Annotated in this window: 24 protein-coding genes, 1 rRNA gene and 1 pseudogene (1 of these 26 only partly in view); 15 read left to right on the top strand and 11 right to left on the bottom strand. The window is 42.8% G+C overall.

Annotated elements, in window-relative coordinates; translation table 11 throughout:
- Position 1: 1 nt before the first annotated feature.
- Positions 2-736 (bottom strand): SIMPL domain-containing protein, encoded by a 735-nt coding sequence (locus tag AC3IRT_RS16855; RefSeq protein WP_489394360.1) that lies wholly within the window; start codon positions 734-736, stop codon positions 2-4.
- 149 nt (positions 737-885) lie between these two features.
- On the opposite strand from AC3IRT_RS16855, the gene AC3IRT_RS16850 reads away from it, so the two are divergent.
- Positions 886-1,077 carry a cold-shock protein gene (locus AC3IRT_RS16850; RefSeq protein ID WP_066755833.1) on the top strand — a complete coding sequence of 64 codons (192 nt, stop codon included), beginning with the start codon at positions 886-888 and terminating at the stop codon, positions 1,075-1,077.
- A 74-nt stretch (positions 1,078-1,151) separates the two neighbouring features.
- Here AC3IRT_RS16850 and recO read toward each other — a convergent pair whose 3' ends face one another.
- Together recO and AC3IRT_RS16840 are read right to left on the bottom strand one after the other, a co-directional pair.
- Entirely contained in the window at positions 1,152-1,871 is a 720-nt protein-coding gene (gene recO / locus AC3IRT_RS16845) for a DNA repair protein RecO (protein WP_489394359.1), read from the bottom strand.
- A 10-nt stretch (positions 1,872-1,881) separates the two neighbouring features.
- Positions 1,882-2,109: a hypothetical protein gene (locus AC3IRT_RS16840; protein WP_489394358.1), complete on the bottom strand. Its 228-nt coding sequence runs from the start codon at positions 2,107-2,109 to the stop codon at positions 1,882-1,884.
- 294 nt (positions 2,110-2,403) lie between these two features.
- Between AC3IRT_RS16840 and rpmB the strand changes: the two genes are divergently transcribed.
- The 9 genes and pseudogenes from rpmB (at position 2,404) to AC3IRT_RS16795 (ending at position 10,653) form a co-directional block, all read left to right on the top strand.
- Entirely contained in the window at positions 2,404-2,637 is a 234-nt protein-coding gene (gene rpmB / locus AC3IRT_RS16835; protein WP_489394357.1) for a 50S ribosomal protein L28, read from the top strand.
- Positions 2,638-2,724: 87 nt separating this feature from the next.
- Positions 2,725-2,907: a 50S ribosomal protein L33 gene (gene rpmG / locus AC3IRT_RS16830; protein WP_066755820.1), complete on the top strand. Its 183-nt coding sequence runs from the start codon at positions 2,725-2,727 to the stop codon at positions 2,905-2,907.
- A 65-nt stretch (positions 2,908-2,972) separates the two neighbouring features.
- Entirely contained in the window at positions 2,973-3,134 is a 162-nt protein-coding gene (locus AC3IRT_RS16825) for a DUF4295 domain-containing protein (protein WP_489394356.1), read from the top strand.
- A gap of 157 nt (positions 3,135-3,291) precedes the next feature.
- Positions 3,292-4,254: a signal recognition particle-docking protein FtsY gene (gene ftsY / locus AC3IRT_RS16820; protein WP_489394355.1), complete on the top strand. Its 963-nt coding sequence runs from the start codon at positions 3,292-3,294 to the stop codon at positions 4,252-4,254.
- A gap of 80 nt (positions 4,255-4,334) precedes the next feature.
- Positions 4,335-5,669, top strand: a complete 1,335-nt coding sequence (gene rimO / locus AC3IRT_RS16815; RefSeq protein WP_489394354.1) for a 30S ribosomal protein S12 methylthiotransferase RimO — start codon at positions 4,335-4,337, stop codon at positions 5,667-5,669.
- A 116-nt stretch (positions 5,670-5,785) separates the two neighbouring features.
- Positions 5,786-7,381, top strand: a complete 1,596-nt coding sequence (bshC, locus tag AC3IRT_RS16810) for a bacillithiol biosynthesis cysteine-adding enzyme BshC (RefSeq protein WP_489394353.1) — start codon at positions 5,786-5,788, stop codon at positions 7,379-7,381.
- Positions 7,382-7,658: 277 nt separating this feature from the next.
- Positions 7,659-7,952, top strand: a pseudogene (locus AC3IRT_RS16805) (HU family DNA-binding protein); the annotation flags it as partial.
- 6 nt (positions 7,953-7,958) lie between these two features.
- Positions 7,959-8,801: a tetratricopeptide repeat protein gene (locus tag AC3IRT_RS16800; protein WP_489394352.1), complete on the top strand. Its 843-nt coding sequence runs from the start codon at positions 7,959-7,961 to the stop codon at positions 8,799-8,801.
- A 298-nt stretch (positions 8,802-9,099) separates the two neighbouring features.
- On the top strand, positions 9,100-10,653 hold the full coding sequence (locus AC3IRT_RS16795; protein ID WP_489394351.1) for an Rne/Rng family ribonuclease: 1,554 nt from the start codon (positions 9,100-9,102) through the stop codon (positions 10,651-10,653).
- A 57-nt stretch (positions 10,654-10,710) separates the two neighbouring features.
- Here the strand turns inward: AC3IRT_RS16795 and AC3IRT_RS16790 are convergent, their stop codons facing one another.
- The 7 genes from AC3IRT_RS16790 to AC3IRT_RS16760 form a co-directional block, all read right to left on the bottom strand.
- The gene (locus AC3IRT_RS16790) at positions 10,711-11,343 is read right to left on the bottom strand and encodes a nitroreductase family protein (protein WP_489394350.1); all 633 of its coding nucleotides are present in this window, start codon (positions 11,341-11,343) and stop codon (positions 10,711-10,713) included.
- Between the two features lie 56 nt (positions 11,344-11,399).
- Positions 11,400-11,777, bottom strand: coding sequence for a DUF1304 domain-containing protein (locus AC3IRT_RS16785; RefSeq protein ID WP_489394349.1), 378 nt, complete (start codon positions 11,775-11,777; stop codon positions 11,400-11,402).
- A 9-nt stretch (positions 11,778-11,786) separates the two neighbouring features.
- A complete protein-coding gene (locus AC3IRT_RS16780; RefSeq protein ID WP_489394348.1) occupies positions 11,787-12,212 on the bottom strand; it encodes an organic hydroperoxide resistance protein in 426 nt (141 codons plus the stop codon).
- 4 nt (positions 12,213-12,216) lie between these two features.
- The gene (locus AC3IRT_RS16775) at positions 12,217-12,663 is read right to left on the bottom strand and encodes a MarR family winged helix-turn-helix transcriptional regulator (protein ID WP_489394347.1); all 447 of its coding nucleotides are present in this window, start codon (positions 12,661-12,663) and stop codon (positions 12,217-12,219) included.
- A gap of 108 nt (positions 12,664-12,771) precedes the next feature.
- Positions 12,772-13,680: a tRNA (adenosine(37)-N6)-dimethylallyltransferase MiaA gene (gene miaA, locus AC3IRT_RS16770; RefSeq protein ID WP_489394346.1), complete on the bottom strand. Its 909-nt coding sequence runs from the start codon at positions 13,678-13,680 to the stop codon at positions 12,772-12,774.
- A 3-nt stretch (positions 13,681-13,683) separates the two neighbouring features.
- Positions 13,684-14,856, bottom strand: a complete 1,173-nt coding sequence (locus AC3IRT_RS16765; protein ID WP_489394345.1) for a Gfo/Idh/MocA family protein — start codon at positions 14,854-14,856, stop codon at positions 13,684-13,686.
- Positions 14,857-14,893: 37 nt separating this feature from the next.
- On the bottom strand, positions 14,894-15,664 hold the full coding sequence (locus tag AC3IRT_RS16760) for a hypothetical protein (protein ID WP_489394344.1): 771 nt from the start codon (positions 15,662-15,664) through the stop codon (positions 14,894-14,896).
- Between the two features lie 163 nt (positions 15,665-15,827).
- On the opposite strand from AC3IRT_RS16760, the gene def reads away from it, so the two are divergent.
- The gene (gene def / locus AC3IRT_RS16755; protein WP_489394343.1) at positions 15,828-16,415 is read left to right on the top strand and encodes a peptide deformylase; all 588 of its coding nucleotides are present in this window, start codon (positions 15,828-15,830) and stop codon (positions 16,413-16,415) included.
- Positions 16,416-16,429: 14 nt separating this feature from the next.
- Here def and AC3IRT_RS16750 read toward each other — a convergent pair whose 3' ends face one another.
- Positions 16,430-17,143, bottom strand: coding sequence for a trimeric intracellular cation channel family protein (locus AC3IRT_RS16750; RefSeq protein WP_489394342.1), 714 nt, complete (start codon positions 17,141-17,143; stop codon positions 16,430-16,432).
- Positions 17,144-17,712: 569 nt separating this feature from the next.
- Between AC3IRT_RS16750 and AC3IRT_RS16745 the strand changes: the two genes are divergently transcribed.
- The 4 genes from AC3IRT_RS16745 to AC3IRT_RS16730 form a co-directional block, all read left to right on the top strand.
- Positions 17,713-17,958: a peptidase associated/transthyretin-like domain-containing protein gene (locus AC3IRT_RS16745; protein ID WP_489394341.1), complete on the top strand. Its 246-nt coding sequence runs from the start codon at positions 17,713-17,715 to the stop codon at positions 17,956-17,958.
- Positions 17,955-19,994: a RagB/SusD family nutrient uptake outer membrane protein gene (locus AC3IRT_RS16740; RefSeq protein WP_489394340.1), complete on the top strand. Its 2,040-nt coding sequence runs from the start codon at positions 17,955-17,957 to the stop codon at positions 19,992-19,994. Before AC3IRT_RS16745 ends, AC3IRT_RS16740 begins: the two co-directional genes overlap by 4 nt.
- 49 nt (positions 19,995-20,043) lie before the next feature.
- Complete coding sequence (locus tag AC3IRT_RS16735) at positions 20,044-22,044, top strand: hypothetical protein (RefSeq protein ID WP_489394339.1); 2,001 nt, start codon at positions 20,044-20,046, stop codon at positions 22,042-22,044.
- Positions 22,045-22,713: 669 nt separating this feature from the next.
- A 16S ribosomal RNA gene (locus AC3IRT_RS16730) occupies positions 22,714-23,518 on the top strand (it continues 723 nt past the right edge of the window).

Here is a 23,518-nt window from a genome sequence, read left to right as displayed (position 1 = left end):
CTTATTTGCTGTTTAGTTCGAAGACAGCGTCAATATTCGCGATCAGTTTGATCGGGCGAATGCTGATATTAATGTTACTAGCCTCATCAGCACTTTCCATCATATCGGCAGATTTTGAGTTCATAGCATACATTCGGCCTGCTGTAGGCATAATGTCATTCCAGCTAAAAGAGCTATTATCGTTAATCATAAGGGCTTTACCGATTGCCTGGCCGTCAGCACTGGCTAGTACTTCCGCATTCGTACGGGCATCTTTCACCGCTTGTGTTTTCAAGTCACGTTCAATCTGACGCTTTTGTGAATGATCATATTCGCTGATGGAAGTACTCTGCATACCACGGCTATCTACCTCATCAAATAGACTGTTTAATTTGGACAAGTCCGTTACCTTGATGCGGTATTGACGTGCTTGCAACAGCTCTAAGTTCTTATTCTTTTTGGTTTCGTAATTGTAGCTGTAAATATTTTGTATGGTTAGGTCTTCTTGTTTCACCCCGTTTTTAAGCGCGGCATCAAAAAGCTGTTTTTCTAACGTTTCGATCGTTACCTTCTTTCTAGCATTGCCATCTACTAAGTATTCGCGAAGCGATACTGCTAGATAAATGATATCTGGTGTGACTTCTTTTTCTGCATAACCTCTAGTTGCCACTCTACGGGCATTGTCAGCTGTCGTAGTTTGTGCAGTACTTGTCGATACAAGGCCGATAAGAGCCATTAAGTAAATGAATTTTTTCATGTGTTTGTCTTTTAAATATGATACGTCAAAAACTATTCAATTGTTACAGAAAGACCTGTTTTTTTTCTTTTGGTTTAAGAGCTCGTAAAAATAATTCCAAATTATTAATTATATTCAATATCTTTATGGGACAATAATATCAATACAAAATGCAAGAAGGAACAGTAAAATTTTTCAATGAAACTAAAGGTTTCGGTTTCATTATTCCAAATTCTGGCGAGAGCGAAATTTTCGTTCACGTGTCAGGTTTGGTAGACAAGGTTCGTGAGAACGACCACGTATCTTACGAAGTAGAGCAAGGACGTAAAGGCCTTAACGCGGTAAATGTAAAACTTATTTAAGACTACGATTAGATATTAAATATATTTATTGTGTCAGAAAGCCCGATATCACGCGATATCGGGCTTTTTGTGTTTTATGCAGCGAATATTTCCTCTAAAACAAACAGGGATCGCACTTCGCCAAAGTTTTCAGTATGTAGACGATAAAGATCTAATATCTTGTCCAATAGATACCGGCGATCGTCTTTAGATAAAGTGACTTGATGCATCGATTCGTAGCCACAAAGCATCAGCTGCCGAAAAGTAGAGGTATGAGGCTCGGCTATGAAATGAGCGTGAGCTGGTAAACTGTTGGTGAATATGCCTTCTAAAAGATCGAGGTATTGCTTTTGCGTCTGGATCGGATAGAAGCCCAGATGTCGACTCAGTCCGATTAGAAATAATAAATGAAAGTTTCCCAATTTTGCGGATGCCTGATCTAGCCATTGGATCGAATCTGCGATGTATTGAAATACGATGGGGTCGGGGTTTTGGTGGCGCAATACCTTGTAGAGCACCTCATTGAGAAACATCGCGATAGAACTTTTGACAATGTCTAAAGGGATGTCGCGCAGTACAGGATATTGCCGCGCTTCTTTCACGCGCTGAAGCTGGTTACTATCTTTATGATAGACTAGCATATCCAGCAGGTGAAAAGGTTGAAGAATGGCAAGTGGGATCTTCGCCTTAGGTTTTTTTGCTCCTTGGATAAGATAGGACTGTAGTCCATAATCTTTGGTGAATATCTGAGCTACAATGCTGTTCTCCGAATAATTCGTGAGCTTGAGCGCAATACCTTGTGTGCGAATAATCATGCACTTTTTATTATTTTAAACTTTGCTGATCGCGGCGATAGCGTTGCAAAGTGCTGCGGTCAATTTTACGGAATACGCTATACATAGTAAAGATAACTCCGCCGCCAAAGCACAATACGCCTATCGGCATAATTAATTTATAGATGCTACTATCAGTCTGCATCAAATTTAAACTGTAGATTGTGGTGATAGCACCGATGATGAGTAAAGCAAAGCCTCGCAGTAAATACTTGTTCATATTGTGAATTGTTGAAAACTATTTAAAGTCCATTCCATCCAATCTGTCCGCAAAATACGTTCTTTTGTGAGAAATCTGTATAGCACAATTGCCATTCCCTATGAGAAAGTGCTATACAAGGACGTTTGTTGTAACACATATTGTGTGCCAAAACCCGTGCTAAGACGGGTGAATTCCATATTTTCGAAAAAAATATTGTGCAGTCATATTGCATATCCCAAAAGAAATTTAGATATTTGCAAACTCTTTGAAAAGAGAGTATTGAACAAAATACAACATTAAAAATCAGATATCATGTCAAGAATTTGTGATTTAACAGGCAAATCAGCATTGAAAGGGAATAACGTTTCTCACTCAAACGCGAAGACCAAAAGAAGATTCTATCCGAACTTACAAACTAAACGCTTCTACATTCCAGAAGAAGATCGTTGGATTACATTGAAAGTATCTACTGCTGCGATCAAAACGATCAACAAGAACGGTATAACCGCGGTTATCGATAAATTCATAAAAAAAGGATACGTTTAGTAGTTACTACTATACAGCCTGTTGTATCAGAAGTCAATATTTATTAGAAATTACAAGCCCGTGAGGGTCTAAATAAAGCATAGGAAAATGGCTAAAAAGGGAAATAGAGTACAAGTTATTCTAGAGTGTACAGAGCACAAAGAAACTGGTCTTCCAGGAATGTCTCGCTATATCACCACTAAGAACAAGAAAAACACTACTGAGCGTTTGGAATTGAAAAAATTCAACCCAGTATTGAGAAAAGTAACGGTTCACAAAGAAATTAAGTAAGCATCTGTGATGTACTTCGTAGTAGCGTATGCTCGCGAAGGTCATCGCATAAAATATAACATACCATGGCAAAGAAGGCAGTTGCATCATTACAAAAAGGTGGTGGTAAAGAGTTTACAAAAGTAATCCTTACCGCTAAGTCTGCAAAAACAGGCGCTTATACTTTCAAAGAAAGTATGGTACACAATGACAAGGTCAAAGACGTAGTCTCTGCATCTTCTAAATAAGCATTGTACCTTTCTTTTTTAAGATCATCCTTAATAAAAGATTCATAGCCGTTTTGGTCATTGCCAAAAGGGCTTTTTTAGTATATTTGGCTTTCTTTCGCGGAGCGAAAGGTATAGAACGATAGTGATATTTCACCTTAAGTAAATATAATTCAGCATGGGATTATTCGATTTTTTTAAGAAAAAGCAAGAGACACCGGAAGCCCATGAGGCACTTGATAAAGGATTGGAGAAAACCAAAGATGGTTTCCTTTCCAAAATCACCAAAGCTGTTGTTGGAAAATCGACCATAGATGATGATGTACTTGATAATCTGGAGGAAGTATTAGTTACATCCGACGTAGGGGTCACTACCACGCTGAAGATCGTAGATCGTATTCAGAAGCGTGTAGCCAAAGATAAATATGTGAGTACGGATGATCTTCACGGATTGCTCCGGGATGAGATCCAATCCTTACTTGCTGAGAACAATAGTGACGATTTTGAGCGATTGGAATATGGCGACCACAAGCCGTACGTGATTATGGTGGTGGGCGTGAATGGTGTTGGGAAAACAACGACAATCGGTAAGTTGGCTCATCAGCTAAAAGAAGCCGGTAACAAAGTCGTGCTTGGTGCAGCAGATACCTTTCGTGCAGCAGCCGTCGATCAGATCCAGTTATGGGGAGATCGTGTTGGCGTGCGTGTTGTTGCGCAACCTATGGGTTCTGATCCAGCATCAGTTGCATTTGATACTATAAAATCCGCAGTTGCCAACGGTGATGATGTCGCCATTATCGATACGGCTGGGCGTTTGCACAATAAAGTTGGCTTGATGAATGAGCTAACAAAGATCAAAAATGTGATGCAGAAGGTAGTGCCAGACGCGCCGCATGAAATTTTATTGGTGTTAGACGCATCTACCGGGCAAAATGCCATTGAGCAATGTAAGCAATTTACAGAAGCGACAGACGTGAATGCATTAGCATTGACTAAATTAGATGGTACTGCCAAAGGTGGTGTTGTTATTGGGATATCCGATCAATTCAAAATTCCGGTAAAATACATCGGTGTCGGGGAGAAGATCGGCGATCTACAGTTGTTTCAGAAAAAAGATTTTGTAGACTCTTTATTTAAATAAGAGAGAGCCTACCCAAAATAAGGATATGCGGATGCGTGATCTACCAAAAGGTTATCGCCTAAGCATTGGAAAGAGATAGTATGAGAACGAAAGAAAAAAAGGTAGCTCCATTGATGCGTAAGCCACGTGTAAACGTAGTGACGCTCGGCTGTTCGAAAAACATCCACGACAGTGAAGTATTGATGGGGCAGTTGAAAGGAAATCGTATCGATGTGGTACACGAATCATCCAACATTCAAGCAGACGATATCGTGGTTATCAATACCTGTGGGTTTATCGACAACGCCAAGCAGGAATCTATCGATACCATTCTGCAATTCTCTGAACTTAAAGAACAAGGTAAAGTCAATAAGGTGATCGTGACCGGATGTCTTTCGGAGCGCTATAAGCCCGAGTTACAAGCCGAGATCAGCAATGTAGATGCGTACTTTGGTACTAACGACCTGCCCGATTTACTTTCCAGCATTGGAGCAGATTATCGACATGAATTAGTAGGCGAGCGTTTGCTAACGACACCTTCTCATTTCTCCTACTTTAAGATTGCCGAAGGCTGTAATCGCCCTTGTTCGTTCTGTGCGATTCCGCTGATGCGTGGTAAGCACGTATCGAAATCTATTGAAGACTTAGTGAAAGAAGCCAAATTCTTGGCCTCTAACGGGACGAAGGAATTGATCTTGATCGCCCAGGATCTTACTTATTACGGCCTAGATATCTATGGCAAACGCAATTTGTCGGATTTGATGCGTCACCTTTCTGATGTGGAGGGCATTGATTGGATTCGTATGCAGTATGCGTATCCATCTGGTTTTCCGATGGATATTCTCGATGTGATGAATGAGCGAAGCAATATCTGTAATTACTTGGATATGCCGCTTCAGCACATTACCGATAATATGTTGAAGTCCATGCGCCGAGGCATAGACAAACAAAAAACGATAGATCTTGTCAACAAGATTCGGGACAAAGTACCCGATATCGCTTTGCGTACTACGCTGATCTGTGGTTATCCGGGCGAAACCGAAGTTGACTTCGAAGAGATGTCGCGTTGGGTAGAAGATACCCAATTCGATCGTTTAGGTTGCTTTACCTATTCGCACGAAGAGAAAACGCATGCACATACCTTGATCGACGACGTGCCAGAAGAGGTAAAGGAATACCGCGTGGAGCAAATCATGGAAATCCAGCAGGGTATTTCATTTGATAAGAATCAGGACAAAGTGGGTAACGAATATCGCGTATTGATCGATAAGAAAGATGGCGATTATTTTGTAGGCCGTACCGAATATGATTCGCCTGAGGTAGATAATGAGGTGTTGGTAAACGCCACAACAGACTATGCTCGTGTGGGCGATTTTGTACAGGTGAAGATCGATCGCGCAGAAGATTTCGACTTGTACGGTACTATCGTTAGATAATTATCCTTGCCGTTCGGTATTTTTCTGGGGCTCATTTATTTGTCAAATCTTATGTTGCCGTGCCGAATAGGTGTTAAAAGCACTACTTTTGTGCAGATTAAATTTAGGGTAAGAGAATGAAAGCCACATACATCGATTATAAAGATACCAACAGTTTTTCGAAAACATTATTGGCTTACCTCGATGGGGATCCGAAATTGGCACCATTCTATGGTCATCGACCAACAGTAGAAAACTTTGGAAAGCAGATCGCCGAGAAATCCTCTTTCCCAGCAGCCACGCGTACGCTCTTGGTAGAGCAACTGCAGGCACAATACGCCGGTCTGCTAGAAACCGCTCCTTTGGTTGCGCAGCAAATTACGGCTTTAGGTGATGCGCAGACTTTCACGGTTGTTACCGGCCATCAACTCAATATCTTTACCGGCCCACTTTATTTTATTTTCAAGATTGTATCGGCCATCAGGTTGGCAAGAGATCTTAAAAAAACGTATCCCGAAAACCATTTTGTACCAGTATACTGGATGGCGACCGAGGATCACGATTTTGCGGAAATCAATCATACGCGCGTACATGGAAAAAAGGTAAGCTGGGATACGCCGACTATTGCTGCCACTGGGCGGATGTCTACGTCGGATATCGTGGAGGCGGTACGTGAATATGTCGGGATGCTAGGGTTATCTGGCCATTCTCAAGCGTTAGCTCAATTGGTAGAAGATGCGTATTTGCAAAATCGATCCTTAGCCGATGCTACTCGCAAGCTGGTGCACGAGCTGTTTAAAGAATACGGTTTACTGATCGTGGATGCGGACCGACCGGAGTTGAAGCAACTGTTTGCCCCGATTATAGAACAAGATGTCCTTTCGGAGAATAGTTTCGAAGCGATTGAAGCCACTTCTGCACAACTCAATAAAGAAGGATTTGCTACGCAGGTAAATGCGCGTGAGATCAATTTCTTTTATCTGACGGATGAATACCGTGAGCGCATCGTACGTAACGCCGATGGTAGATTTGAAGTCTTACATCAGCAACGCTATTTTACCGAGGCCGAATTACGAGAAGAGATTGCAGCACATCCCGAGCGCTTTAGTCCTAATGTCGTCATGCGTCCGCTCTATCAGGAACTTATTTTGCCTAATCTTGCCTACATCGGTGGCGGAGCCGAGATCGTATATTGGTTACAGCTAAAAGCCAACTTCGATCAGTATCAAATTCCATTTCCGATATTGGTACCGCGCAATTCGGCAATCATCACTGACGATTCAGTGGTTGGGAAGATTTTTAGGTTAGATCTTACGTTAAAAAGCATCTTTAAGCCCCTGGATGTGTTGAAGAATGATTACGTTCGGCGTTACACCAAACATCGTCTGACTTTACGAGATGAGTGGATGGAGCTCAATGCGATCTTTGGCAAGATGAAGCTGCGGACACATAAGATTGATCCAAGCTTGGGGCCAAGTACTGAGGCGGTAAAAGCGAGGCTTAAAAAGGCCATTAATAGCCTAGAGAAAAAGCTGCTGAAATCCGACAAAAGAAACCATCAGGATGGTTTAATTCAGATTGAACGGGTGAAGGATCGCCTATTTCCAGGCGGTGGATTGCAGGAGCGATCGGAGAATTTTGCCACTTTGTATGTTAAGTATGGCGATGAACTTATTGAAGAGCTTGTTACGAATTTCAATCCCTTAGATTTTAAGTTCACGATTTTATATTAAATATCTGGCTCATCAAAGATGACGCGGGCATGTTTTTTTTGATAAATTTAACAGGCCGAATAGTGAAACAACTGTTTGATTTTCAGATATAAAATTTTATCTTTGCGATTCCTTTTTTAAGGAGTTGAAGTTTAGCAACGAATATCACCATGACGGGATTATATGCCCTAACTGGCTAAAAAACGATATTTATTTTTAAACGTCAATATAAAGCGATACCTTTGCGTCCCCAAAGTGCTGTGCGCCTAGGGGTTGTAATGAAAATTCAGTATATAAGCACAATATGACTAAAGCAGAAATCATCGCAGAAATCTCAAACAAGACAGGTTTAGAGAAAGTAGATGTTCAGGAAACAGTAGAAGCATTCTTTAAGGTAGTAAAAGGAGCTATGGTAGGTGGCGAGAACGTGTACGTAAGAGGCTTTGGCAGTTTCGTAGTGAAGAAAAGAGCTGAAAAAACCGCGCGTAACATTTCTAAAAACACGGCAATCATTATTCCAGAACATTTTGTTCCAAGCTTCAAGCCGGCCAAAGTGTTTGTCGAGAAAGTAAAAAGCGGAAACAAGAAATAAGTGACCTTGAAAAATACTAAACAAATACAGGTAGTGGTTGTGTTGGCAGTAGTTCTGATTATGGGACTATTATTGGCACAGCCTATCAAAGGTTTAGTAACAGAGCCTCAGGCAACGGAGAGTGCGAGCAATGCAAGCACTATGCCGATGTTTACCATGGAAGATGTATCTGCCATGTCTAAGCAAGGTATGAATGCCGCTTTGGCCGATGAGATCACGAAATTAGAAGGGCAGTTAGCAAGTCTTGATGGCGAACAGCGCATCGCGGTATTGGAACAGCTTGCCGAGAAATGGGATGATCTAGCCAAATATGCACCACAAGGATTCGTGTATGAAGAGATGGCCAAAACCACTCCGAAATTCGAATATTGGTTGCAGGCTGGTGACGCTTATCGTAAAGCATACACGAATCTACAAGATACCGTGTTGGCGAGAGAGCTGAACCGCATGGCGATGGAATCCTATCAACAAGCGGTAGATCTGGATGGGAGCAGCTTAGCTGCGAAAACCGGACTCGGCGCTACGATGGTCACAGGGACTAACAATCCTATGGCAGGAATTGCTATATTGCGAGAAGTTGTAGCGAGTGATCCAAGAAATCTAGAGGCCAACAAAACATTAGGTTTGTTTTCTATGCAGTCAAGACAGTTTGACCGCGCTGTAGAACGCTTTCTTACCGTCATCGAGATCAAACCCGATGCAGAATCGTATTTTTATCTAGCAACAAGCTATGAGAATATTGGGTTGAAAAATGAAGCTATTGCCGCTTTTCAAAAAAGTAAGGAAATGGCTGCAGATCCGACCCTATCCCAATTCATCGAACGTAGAATCGAAGAGTTGAGCAAGTAATTAACATATTATTTTATAATCATTTAAAAACATTAAAGCTATGCCAAGCGGAAAGAAAAGAAAAAGACACAAAATGGCTACTCACAAGCGCAAAAAACGTTTAAGAAAAAATAGACATAAGAAGAAATAAGTGGATCCCTCTATTCATTGGAGGGAGACATTTATTGTCATCGTGGAACAATTCTCTTGCCTCATTATGGAGCAAGGGAATTGTCCTTTTTTAATTAAACAATTTTGTTTTATTGGACCTTGAAAAGATATGGAGCGAGTCTGTATCTGTCCATAATTGAAATAGCTGTTGGTAAAGGAATTAATCATCGATTCAACTCCCGAAAAGGGGGTGACTATTGCTTTACTACAAGACAAGCAGTTGGTAGAACTGAACACCGAAAAAGTAGATAACCACTATTCGGTGGGCGATATTTACCTCGGTCGTATAAAAAAGATCATGCCAGGGCTCAATGCGGCATTCGTAGACGTAGGATACGAAAAAGACGCATTCCTGCATTACCTCGACCTTGGTCCACAAGTCCAGTCACTACTCAAGCTTTCCCGAATAGTAAAGAACGGCAGTTATCAAGAGAAACTGCTCAGTAGTTTAAAACTCGAGAAAGATATCGATAAGGCAGGAAAGATCTCGGACGTATTGTCCAAGAATACACTCATTCCTGTGCAGATAGCCAAAGAACCTATTTCGACCAAAGGCCCTCGCCTGAGTTCGGATTTATCTATCGCAGGCCGTTTTGCGGTCCTTGTCCCTTTCTCCAGTTCTGTTTCCATCTCCAAGCGAATCAAAGGTAACGCCGAGCGTAACCGCCTAAAGAAGATTGTCGAAAGCATAAAACCACCAAATTTTGGTGTTATCGTCCGTACCGTTTCCGAAGGAAAAGGTGTAGATGAGCTACAGAAAGATCTGCAGGATTTGATTTCTAAATGGGAACGGTTTACCAAGCGCCTGAAAGATGTAGAGCCCGCACAAAAAGTGTTGGGCGAAATGGATCGTGCCTCCACCATCCTCCGAGATATATTGACCGACGAGTTCAGTCATATTTACGTGAGTGATTCTGGAATCTATGACGAAGTGAAATCCTATGTACAGGAGATCTCGCCAGATCTAGAGCAAATCGTGAAGTTCTATAAAAGCAAAGAACCTATCTTCGAGCATTATGGTGTAGAGAAGCAGATCAAAGCATCTTTTGGTAGAACGGTAAACCTACACGGTGGCGCTTATCTCGTAATCGAGCATACTGAAGCGTTGCACGTGATTGATGTAAACAGTGGAAACCGTATTGCCAGCAAAGAGAACCAAGAAGATAATGCACTCCTGGTAAACAAGGAAGCGGCCAAAGAAATTGCGCGTCAGCTTCGTTTGCGCGATATGGGCGGTATTGTGGTGATCGATTTTATCGACATGCACAAAGCGACTAATCGCAAGGATCTGTATGTATTCCTAAAGGAATGTATGGCTGGCGATCGTGCCCGACATACCATCTTGCCACCGAGCAAATTCGGATTGGTACAAATCACCCGGCAACGGGTACGCCCAGAAATGAGCATCGTAACCAACGAGAAATGTCCGGCGTGTGATGGCACAGGTGAGATCCGCTCAAGCATTGTTCTGCTAGATGATATCGAAAGTAATTTGAGCTTCATCCTGCAAGAGCAAAATGAGAAAAGCATTTCCCTTTTTGTGCATCCTTACATTGATGCATACATCAAAAAAGGTTGGATCTCTAGGCGTGTAAAATGGTTATTGAAGTACGGTAAATGGATTAAAGTCAAACCCGTGGCTTCGTATTATTTGACTGAATTTCATTTCTTCAACGCAAAAGAAGAAGAGATTAAGTTGTAGTCATCAAGACATTACAAAAAGGTCGCTATCCTATTCGGGTAGCGACCTTTTTTGTGCTTACATTTCTACAACGAACTCTTCTAATGGCTGTCGCACTTTTTTCATCTGTCCTAACCAGTCACGCTCTTTATCGGCGTAACCGATGTACATTAAGCTCACACTTTTCAAGCCCAATTCCTGCAATCCTAACACGCGATCTACAGCGGCATTATCGAAACCCTCTGCTGGTGTGCTATCAATTTTCAATTCGGCTGCTTGTGCTAAGGCCAATCCCAAAGCAATGTAAGTTTGCCGCGCGATATGCGCAAAATTTGCATCAGCAGCTTCGTCCAGATAGATCTCTTTCAGCTTATCGGTATAACTGACGAACCGTCCTCTTGGCAGATCGCGCAGATCTGTTGTGAGATCGTAGACCGTATCAATACGTTCTGCGGTGTATCTGTCCCATGCTGCAAAAACTAAGATATGTGAACACTCACGAACACAGTCTGCATTTAGGGCAGTCGGTGCAATTTGCTCACGAAGCTCTGAATCTTTCAGAACGATGACCTTGAATGGTTGCAAACCCGAGGAGGTTGGTGCTAATCTTGCCGCTTCTAAAATTTTTTCTAGATCCTCTTGACTTACTTTTTTGGTCGGATCATATGCTTTACAGGCGTGTCGCCAGTTTAGGTCTTCTATTAATGACATTTGGTGTTTATTTTAATCGTTATTATATAAGTAATGATTTTTTCTCGCGTGTAGCGTTACAGCAGAAGCCGAGAAGCAAGTACGGCTAGTATAGCCAATATGGCTGGAATACCCTGTTTAACCAGTATACTTTTAGAGGCTGTAGCGGCACCATATACTGCGGCCACGATTACACATCCTAGAAAAAACAAACGGATATTGGATGACCAAATCGGATCGGTGATCAAGAAACTCCACGCTAATCCCGCCGCCAAGAATCCGTTGTACAAACCTTGATTGGCTGCTAGGCCTTTAGTCGGTTTAAAGAGTTCTGCTGGCAGTGATTTTCCAAAAGTTTTCTTACCGACGGTCTCCCAAGCAAACATCTCCATCCATAATATATAGAGATGTTCGATAGCTACTATGGCAGTCAATATACTCGCGATGATTTCCATAGAAGTAATCTAGTCGTTGTTCGTTACCGTTAGCTTCACCTCGATATTGTTGCGTGTAGCATTGGAGTACGGACAGGTTGCATGTGCCTTTTCTACGATAGCTTGTGCTTCTTCGATGGATAAACCTGGAATGTTGACTTTCAGTTCCGCAGTTAATGCAAAACCACCACCTTCTATTTGTCCGATACCAACGATGGCTTCCACAGAAGTTTCTCCTGCAGAGATTTTATCCTGCTTGATTAAGTAATTCATCGCGCTATCAAAGCAAGCGGCATAACCTGCTGCAAATAACATTTCTGGATTGGCATAATCATCACTGCCACCGCCCATTGCTTTTGGCACTCGTACTTCTATGTCCAATACACCATTTTCACTTTTCACGTGCCCGTTTCTACCTCCGGTAGCGGTCGCACCAATGCGATACAGTTCTTTCATTGACTTAAATTTTATGAATGTTTTTACGGATTTTGCATATAATACGTTGAAGGGTCTCCAGCTCTTCTGCTGACACAGGTAGCGACTTCAGTAATGCGGCAGGAATGTTCGCTGCTTTTGTTCGCAGTAGTGATCCTGCTTCTGTTAGGGAAATCAACACACTCCGCTCGTCTGCCGTACTTCGTCGTCTGTTTAACAAACCTTTTTGTTCCATTCGCTTTAGCAAAGGCGTCAATGTCCCACTATCTAGATCTAGGTGTTCTCCCAGCTGCGAAACACTTTGCTCCTGCTTTTCCCACAGCACTAACAGTGCCAGATATTGCGGGTAGGTAAGGTCAATCGCCTCTAATAGTGGGCGATAGGCAGCGATGATATCCCGTGCCAAAGCATAAATCGGGAAACATAGCTGATTTTTCAGCTTCAACTGTTTGTTCTCTTCTACGTTAATCACATAACAAAGGTATGGTTATTTATATTGTGCACAATCTAATTGTGCAAAACTTACATTGCCATTATAATACAATCGCTAGATATAAAAGAAAGTCTTTGATGATAATCTTTAGAAGATCCAATGGATGGCAATGCAATCTTTTTCCATTTTTCGGAAGTAGGTCATTTGCCGTTTAGCATAGCGATGTATTTCAGTCGTCAGTTTTTCGACCATCGCGTTATACGATAATGTTCCTTGGAGGTGAAGGCTCACATATCGGTATTCCAATCCGTAATAATCCAGATATTCGTGATTGAGACCCAGCTGCAGCAAGTTTTGCACTTCGGCGATCAATCCTTGTTCAAAACGGTGTATCAGTCTTTGTTGGATGGCCTGGCGTCTTTGGGTAAGCGGTGGATTTAACCCAATCGCATAATAGCGTTGGATGATTCGTTGAGGTATTAAAGTAGGATTATGCTGCTTTAAATATAAGACAATCTCCAATGCACGTACTAGCCGCTTATGATTATGAAAGTCGATTTTATAATCAGGTGGGCTGCCAATTTGTTGAATGTCGGCAATTAATTGTTCTTTGGAGCGTAAAGCCAATTCGGCCTGTAGCGTGGGATCTTTTGGAATTTGTGCGTAGCGCGAACGCTGTAAGATAGATTGGATGTAAGATCCTGTGCCACCACAGAGAATGGGTTGCTTGCCACGGGAAATTATGTCATCAAAGGCGTCAAAGAAATCCTGCCGAAACCGATCTGCCTGATACCGTTCTCCGGGTTCGGCAATGTCGATCAGGTGATGCGGGATTTCGCCGTAGCTACTTAAATCTTTTCCTGTGCCGATATCCATGTGCCGGTATACCTGCCGGGAATCTGCCGAAATGATTTCGCCATTCAGCTCTGCTGCCAGAGAAACTGCCAGCGAAGTTTTGCCAGAGGCTGTGGGGCCAAGTATTATTAATAACGAATCAGGCGAAAGATTATCTTTCGCCTGATCTATCATGGTTTTCAAATTCGGCTCGCCGATCATGAATTATTCTTCAAATTTGGTCCATTTCTCATTGCTTGCATGGCTTTGTACCACGGTATCGATGAATTGCATGCCGCGAACACCATCGTTCACATTCGGGAAATCCAATTGCTCGTCTGTTGGAGTTTGTCCTTCACGTTTTGCCGATACAGTTTCCGCGAAATTGCGGTAAATATTCGCAAAAGCTTCTAATAATCCTTCTGGGTGACCGGAAGGAATACGTGTGTTGTAGGTTGCGAAAGAGCTTAATGTATACGGAGCCGCATAGGCGTTTCCGGTACGATAAATCTGTCTAGGTTGGTCAAGCATTTTAATGATTAGATTGTTGGGGTCTTCATTGGCCCATTCCAGACCACCTTTTTCGCCATAGATACGAATGCGTACCGCATTCTCTTCGCCGGCAGAAATCTGCGAAGCCATTAAGACACCTTTTGCACCATCGGTGAAACGAAGCAATACTGAACCATCGTCGTCCATGCTACGCCCTTCTACAAAAGTAGTAAGATCGGCACAGAGGTCAGTGATGCGAAGTCCGGAAACATATTCTGCCAAATGGGCAGCGTGCGTACCGATATCGCCCATTACGAGTGATTTGCCAGACTTTGTTGGGTCAGAACGCCATTCGGCACCGCTACTAAGTTCTTTTTCAGTCAATCGTGCCAACCAACCTTGAGGATATTCGACGACTATTTTTCTAATTTTTCCAAAATGTCCGTCCTTCACCATGGCTTTGGCCTGCTTAACCATCGGATAACCCGAATAAGTATGGGTAAGTGCAAGCGTACGTCCTGTGCGTTGGATAATATCTTGTAACTCCTTTGCTTCTTCAACAGATATGGTCATTGGCTTGTCTACGACAACGTCGAAACCGCTCTCCAGCGCCAATTTGGCTGGGCCAAAATGTAAAAAGTTGGGGGTAACGATACTTACGAAATCCATACGAATATCTTCGGGAAGTAGCGCCTCCTTTTGTATCATATCGATGTAATCGGTATATGTTCGGTCAGGTTGTAAAAATAAAGCCTTCCCAGATTCCGTTGCTTTTTCTGGATCAACACTAAGTGCGCCACAGACGAAATCAATTTTGCCGTCAATAAAGGCAGCTATGCGATGTACCCCGCCGATGAAACCATCCAGGCCGCCACCAATCATACCCATGCGTAGTTTTCTTGTCATGTTTTTCTGATGTTTTGAGGTCTAAATATAGCGAAAACTAATTCGTATTATCGAATTGTAACACCAATTTCGTGCTGCCGCTGTTCATCTTGTAGATCGTTGGATGATCCTTTTCTTCCGCGAGAGTAGTCGCGATTGGTGGTTTCTGAGGGACAACAACGGATTGAGGTTCTAGCGTCCCTTTCTCGACAAAGCCGATCTGCTGCAGCGAAGAATCCTGCGACCAATCCCGATCCACGTAAGTCATGAGATCGCCCGGCTTGAAATCTTTCCGAAAGGCAGCAATCAGTTTGGACAATCCGCCGATGGCAATGAAATCCCGCTTGTGGCAGAAACGAATCAGTTCAAACGAACGATGATATTCTTCTGGGTGCCCTTGCATGCGTCGGCCACCGCTAAATACGGCAATGCTTACCAGCTCACCTTGGAAATACAATCCGTACCGATATTTCCCGGGCATCGGTGCCTGCAAATGATGTTCGGTAAGAAAGGCTGTTGTAATCCGTTTGTCTACTCGGGCTACCACGGTTTGTCGTGCATAGATTCGGCGACCATAACCTGCAATCGTTCGTATTCGCGCTAGCACTTTGTACATATCTTGCGCCAGCACATGGGCATCGATATGGATGGTTTTTAGGCCATCGCTGTTCGTGATCCTATTCGGCACATCATCTGGATAGATCCATAAGCGCATCGGCATTTTTGCGGAAGCTAACTCAATGACTCCTTCATCAGATGTGATTGCGCTGACCTCGTCCATCATAATCTCGCTGAGCGCTGCCCTGAATCTGCCTAAAATTGCTTGCATAGATCAAAATTACACATTTTCCATTCGGCCTCACCGTAGGTTTTATCAAGTCTTTCGCAAATCAGACGATATCAGGTCTTGCGATCAAATCATGTACATGTTGCATGGATAATATGTACACTGACGAATAATTGGTAACTTTGCGGTGCAAAAGAAAAATAGCATGAAATTACCTATAGTAGCTTACGGAGATCCGGTATTACGTACAAAGGCAGAAGAGATAGAAGAGGATTATCCTAATCTGAAGGGATTGATTGAAAATATGTTTGATACGATGTATGCCGCCAGTGGTGTAGGTTTAGCGGCTCCGCAGGTGGGTTTACCGATTCGTTTATTCGTGATCGATGCTTCTCCATTTGGCGAAGATGATGAAGATGGCCCGGGAGATGCTACGGCAAAAGACTTTAAACATGTGTTTATCAATCCGATTATGGTGGAGCAAAGCGGCAAAGAGTGGGGCTTCAACGAAGGCTGCTTGAGTATTCCGCATATTAATGAGGAGGTGATGCGCAAAGAAAACATTATCATTAATTACTTGGATGAGAATTTCGAGGAATATGAAATGGAACTTACTGGCCTAGCCGCGCGCGTGGTGCAACACGAGTATGATCATATCGAAGGCAAACTGTTTTTAGATAAATTAAGACCATTGAAGAAGGCGATGCTAAAATCGAAGTTAGATGCGATTTCGAAAGGGGAGGTACGGACTTCGTACAAAATGCGTTTCCCTCTGCAAAAGAAAAAACGATAGCTTGCTATTGGAGCTCATAGTTCTTGTTTCGGGTATATTGGCTTGCCAATAGGTAACGACCAGTTGTAACGAACAGAGATGATCCGAATAGTAAAGACTAAACTCGCGCTGACAAATGCGTTGATCGCTGGGTCGATAGCCATATTATCTAAGATAACGAAAAGCGTCGCTCCAGCGATACATGCTGTCGCATAAATCTCGCGACGTAATATTAGTGGTGGAATTTGTAATAATACATCTCTGATCACACCGCCCATGGAGGCCGAAAACATTCCCAGTAGTACTGCCGCAAATGCATTGCTTTCATAATTCAAGGATTTCTCTACACCTACAACGGTGAAAAATCCGATACCAATAGCATCAAATAGGGTTAATGTACGCGCCAACGCGTACAATTGCCTGTTAAACGTGAGAGAAATCAATACCCCTAGTGAGATCACCATGATGTAATTGCCGTCCTCAACCCATACGGGGCGAATATTCAGAAAGATATCACGAAGCGACCCACCGCCGATAGCGGTGACAAATCCCATAAAGCCAACCCCAAATACATCGACGTTATTTCTATTGGCTGCCATGGAACCAGATATCGCAAACATCATCGTTCCTACTAAATCTAGTCCGTATATAATATCCATTTTATAATATCTTATTGCTATTGGAGATGCCGCGTATCCGTGCAGTACATCCGTGTTGTGTGCTAATAGCTTCGAATCTACCATCGACATGTAATATTTTCTAGGTCGATATAAATTCTTCTAAACGCAATGCCTAATACTGCACTTCCGCATTTATTTTTAATGCATCGTACACCGATTATGGTCGTTATGATACAAATATGCAATTTATTGATCTTAATCTGCTATCACGAAGGATGTGCTAACTTCTATATTTGTTATGGCGTCTTCTGACGCAGCAGTAAACCTTAAATATAATATAAGTATTAAAATTTTTTACCGTGAAGTTTGGCCTATCAGTCTGTGGCTGTCTTGGATCTAATGATTGTCCTATGGGGGATGTTTATATATGATTAGCAACCGGGAGGATAGACAATAATTAGGTGAATTTAAATTGATTTTGAAAAAGCAAGGAAGCGGTGGCGGAGAAAAGCACTAACTCCAAGCCTTAGCAAGTTGTATCGGACAGCTCTATCATTAGAACTGAATCGAGATATGGCTGATTTACCAATCGGCAACACACATTAACTATTGAAAAACTAGAATTATCACAACAACTATGGGTTAGTACTAACTAATAACCCGCAACTAAAACAAATCTTATGATAAAAACCATGTTCATGGTGCTGTTTTCCTTTTGCTCCCTTGCTGTCTACAGTCAAGTGGAGGTAAAAGGTAAGGTGACAGACAATGACCGAGCGGCTGTTTCAGATGTGACCGTGCGCGCGGCCAACGCAGTGACCGCCACCAATGCTAGCGGTGATTTTACAATTCGAGCATCGGCCGGAGATACTTTGTATTTTGATAAAGTTGGGCTCCAATCACAGCAATTTCTCTACACCGGTCAATCTTCTATTAATATATGATGGCAGTGGGCGACCAAAAGCTAGAAGAAGTGGTCGTAATCGGTTATCAAACGGTTCGCAAAGCGGATCTTACCGGTGCAGTATCGATCTTCAAACCCGATGAAATGAAGAATACCACGGTAACTGGAACGGTGGGCGATGCGCTAGTAACGGTGCCCGGTGTAAATGTGCGTACAGGCGGTGCGCCAGGATCTGAAGGCAAAGTAGAAATTAGAGGAACGGGAACTTTTGGGAATAGCAACCCCTTGTATGTAGTAGATGGTGTTATTTCAGGTGCGAATCGTGACTTTAACTTTAATGATATTGAAAGTATTCAAGTGCTAAAAGATGCTTCGGCTGCAGCGATTTATGGTTCTCGAGCGGGTAATGGTGTCATTATTATCACGGCGAAGCAAGGCGCGGATGGCCCTATGAAGATTGATCTTTCGTCTCGGCGTTCGATACAATGGTTGCCCAAATACAATCTCACCAACAGAGAACAATGGGTCGGGCTCAACGACATGGCCTATTCAAATGCCATAAATGACGGGAATACAGATCTACGGGGTTTGGCCAATCATTTTGACGGCAATGCGGATTGGCAAGAGGAAGTCTTTAAAACCGTAATTGTGGATGATCATAATGTCTCCTTTTCTGGTGGAGGCAAAAATAGTCGTTATTTGATTTCCGGTAACTATCAGTCCAATTCGGGTACGACAATCGGGACAAGCAGCGAGCGTTTTACGCTGCGCTCCAACACATCCGCCAGGCGCGACTTTGGAGAGCATGTTAAGTTTACTATCGGTGAAAACATGATCCTGAGTCATTATGATGTCGAAGAGTTGGATAGCAATCCCATCGTAGATGTGTACAGAATGTTGCCTACTATTCCCATTTATGATGACAGAAATTATGGAGGTTACGGTTTGGGCAATGGAGCTTATGATATCACGTTTGGAACGAATCCTTTCGCAAAGGAAGATTTTACCGATACGCGAAATGCTCGGCCCGATCAGGATCGCTGGTTAGAAAACGGCAGTTACCTACGTATTAAGCAAATGGCCATTGGATATAATTTGCCCAAATCGCTACTCGGTCAGCACATTCGCGGAGCGCGGATATATGCGATTTTTCGCGCCAATCAAGTGCTTACTCAAGTGCCCGCAATTGAGTTCGCTAGTGAAGAGAAAAAATCACACCTATTAGGGCAAGCCTATTTCTTGCACGCACTGTACTATTATAATTTGGCGGTGTTGTGGGGTAGCGAAAACAAAAGTGTGCCCATCGTATTGGAGCCATCCACGCCTGATCTACAACCTGAAGGATTTACAGAAACGGAGGTTTTCCAACAAGCTATTAATGACCTGACCGAAGCGGAGAAATTGTTGCCTCCCGGAATAGGGTGGAACGATGGCGAGTTACGTCCGTGGTTGGTGACCGAATTCAAAAAAGAGCGCGATATAAACGACGGCTTCGATGTACGTTTGAAATCTACCGCTTTTTATGAAGGTATGGAAGTCGATTTTGAGAACAATTCGCAGATTTATTCTTTAATAAGTAATGGGGCCTTGTGGCAACAGAATAATTATCAGGGGCGCGTATTCTTTCGGAAATATGCATCGACCGATCGGGGATTCGACGATTACCACAATCCGACCAACGTACGAGTGATCCGTTTTGCCGATGCATTGTTGATGTATGCTGAATGTCTTGCTGAATCTGGAGGGAGCTTATCTGATGCGGTGCGAATGGTAGATCGGGTGCGAACGCGTGCCAACATGCCTGCGCTTGCTGTTAATCACGCTGCGGCCACAACCGATCAGGCAACATTTTTGAAACGCTTGCAAATGGAACGTTTTATGGAGCTCGCCAGCGAAGGACATCGTTGGACAGATATCAAGCGTTGGGGCTTAGTGGATTCACAAACCGGCATCGATGAATTAAAATCACGCGACGCAGACTTTAATAATTTTGTCATCGGTAGACACCGCAGTTTGCCCATACCATCAGACGAAGTCAACAACAATCTTTACGCGGTTCAAAACCCGATGTATTAAATTAAGTACATTACCATATTTACAATTTATGATCAAACGAATGATTTTTATGCTAGCAATGACTTGTTTAGCTAGCTATATATTTGCCGAAAACTTGCCAAATGATTCGGAATGGCGTATCTCTTTGAAGAAACCAGGTAATCCAGCGAAAACCTTTCCCTTATCTGACAACGGTTCGGGTATACTACAATCTAAAGAGCTCTTACCACTCACGATTGTGCGAAAGGCGGAAGAGGTTGGAGATGCGGTCCGCATCTCCTTCGAAATTACAGCGAATGAGACGGTATATTATAACTTAGAGGAAGTGTATAATCTGAATGCTGTTAAGCATGCCGATTGTCAATTTTTGATGCCCGGATTTTGGTATCGACGCAACTTGAGGTCGCCAAAAGAAGCACCATCATTCGCTACCAGCGATAGTTGGCAAGTGCGTGAAGATCGCTTAAGCATACCGCTCACTGGTATTTACCATGAGCAAAATGGAGATTACTATACAGTTGTCCGTCGGGATAAGTCGGACAAAGAAACATTAACAACACATCAAAGCGGGGAAGTGATACTTTCGGGCGAAACGTCCTTGGGTTTCACGGGTTTTCGTAACAATAACGGCAACTCAGCCCTTGTATTTGGTTTCCCTTATCATGAAACACCTAAAACATACATCCGTAAGCTCACATTGGCACCTTCTGTGCAGGCATTTGAAAAGCTAGAAAAAGGAAAAACTCGAAAACTAACTTGGGAGATTAAAAAAGGGAAAGCCACCGATTATTCCGGCTTCATGGCCGACGTTTGGAATTATTCCTACGACTTATTTCAACCAGAGCCTTATGCCGAAGCAATCCCTGATGACGAGGCCAAGCACGCTTTGTCCAATTTCTTTTCAGAAAGCTATGTGGATGAGTTTGCGCTAAAATACTACTCGGGTGTACACATGCGTACCGATGATGCCGCCAGTACTGGGGTTGCAGAAGTCGGCTTTGTGGGGCGAGTATTGTTGAATGCCTACAATGCATTAGAATATGGCGAACAAGTTGGAAATACGGATCTCGTACAAAAAGCCAACGCGATATATGATTCTTATTTGCAACACGGCTTTACGGAGCAAGGGTTTTTCAAGGAGTTTGTGGATTATGGGAAACAAACGGAAACCCAAGAGTACAGTATTCGCCGTCAGTCCGAAGGACTGTTTGCTGTGTTAAACTACTTAAGTTATGAAGCTACTAAAGGCCGTAAGCACCCAGAATGGGAAGGTAAGCTGAAAAAGATCTTTCTCAATTTCCAAAAATTACAGCAGCAGGATGGTAGTTACCCACGAAAATTCAACGACAACTTCCAGATTACCGATGCTTCTGGTGGGAGTACGCCATCAGCGATCTTACCACTCACCATGGGTTATGCCTATTTTAAGAATAAAAGCTATCTGGAAGAAGTCAAGCTTTCTGCCGAGTACTTGGAGCGAGAAATAATTGCGAAAGCAGATTACTTTTCATCCACCTTAGATGCCAATTGTGAAGATAAAGAAGCTTCCTTATACGCGTCAACAGCGATGTATTACCTAGCGATGGTTACCAAAGGGAAAGAACGCGTACATTATATAGACCTGTGTCAAAAGTCAGCCTACTTCTGCTTGTCTTGGTATTACCTGTGGGATGTTCCTTTTGCGCAGGGGCAAATGCTAGGCGATGTCGGATTCAAATCGAGAGGTTGGGGCAATGTGTCGGTAGAGAATAATCATATAGATGTATTCATCTTCGAGTTTGCAACTGTGCTGGATTGGTTGGCTAAAGAAAGACAGTTGCCGCGCTTTGCTGCATTTTCAAATGTTATCAAAACAAGCATGCTTCAATTGATGCCACAAGAGGATTCTTTATTTGATATTGGGAAGAAAGGTTACTATCCGGAAGTTGTGCAACACACAAATTGGGATTATGGAAAAAATGGGAAAGGTTTTTACAACGATATTTTTGCTCCTGGGTGGACTGTTGCATCACTGTGGCAAATGCTAAGTCCGGCTCGAGTGGAGTCTTTCTTTGCCAAATATGTCGAGTAGCCAACTGATTTTATTTTAACATTAATATAATATTTACGATATGTAGCCGTTTTTTATAATACCTGAGTAAGTCACTTTAGATTTCCTATACAGGTCTAAATGGCTAGGCACAAAAGGTGGGATGGTTTAGAGTAGATTTTTATTAAAATTTTCTCATCTCGTTTCTAGGCAGTTAGGTATTGTTAAACAGAAAAGAGTTAGAAATGTTTTTGGGGTGCGAAATTTTATTCTACCTTTGCACCACTCCGCAAGGGAGGAACGATGTTGAAAAGATAGAAAAGTAGGTTTATGATGGTTTAGGCTATGATAATTTTGATTTTCGGAGCGGGGAGATCTTCAGATTATTTTCAAAATAAATTTGGAAGTTCAGAAAAGATTCCTACCTTTGCAATCCCAACCAGATAGGAAGGGTAACAAAATGAAACGTTAAGCTCGAAAGAGTAAAACATAAAGGCCAAAGCGCGATGCGGCGGCGAGCAAGTTCTTTAAAGAAATGATCATGATGCGTGGTGAGTAGTTTAGCTTAATTAGATTCTAATGAGGCGGCGAAAGTCACGGAATAAGAAAATGAGAAAGCTAGAATAAAAAATACGATTCCGGATTAGATATTAAAAAAAGACAATTTCTAATTATTTTATATAAATAGTTAGGTGTCGAACAATTCATTTTACAATGGAGAGTTTGATCCTGGCTCAGGATGAACGCTAGCGGCAGGCCTAATACATGCAAGTCGAACGGGATCTGAGGGTAGCTTGCTACCCGATTTGAGAGTGGCGCACGGGTGCGTAACGCGTGAGCAACCTACCCATATCAGGGGGATAGCCCGAAGAAATTCGGATTAACACCGCATAACAATACGTTAACACATGTTAATGTATTTAAATATTTATAGGATATGGATGGGCTCGCGTGACATTAGCTAGTTGGTAAGGTAACGGCTTACCAAGGCTACGATGTCTAGGGGCTCTGAGAGGAGAATCCCCCACACTGGTACTGAGACACGGACCAGACTCCTACGGGAGGCAGCAGTAAGGAATATTGGTCAATGGGCGCAAGCCTGAACCAGCCATGCCGCGTGCAGGATGACTGCCCTATGGGTTGTAAACTGCTTTTGTACGGGAATAACCCTTTCTATGTATAGGAAGCTGAATGTACCGTAAGAATAAGGATCGGCTAACTCCGTGCCAGCAGCCGCGGTAATACGGAGGATCCAAGCGTTATCCGGATTTATTGGGTTTAAAGGGTGCGTAGGTGGCTATTTAAGTCAGGGGTGAAAGACATCGGCTCAACCGATGCAGTGCCTTTGATACTGAATAGCTTGAATTATGTTGAAGATGGCGGAATGAGACAAGTAGCGGTGAAATGCATAGATATGTCTCAGAACACCGATTGCGAAGGCAGCTGTCTAAGCATTGATTGACACTGATGCACGAAAGCGTGGGGATCAAACAGGATTAGATACCCTGGTAGTCCA

The organism is Sphingobacterium sp. KH_072, from assembly GCF_057837975.1.
The sequence above is the reverse complement of the archived record's forward strand: the minus strand, read 5'-3'. Positions and strand labels throughout refer to the sequence as shown.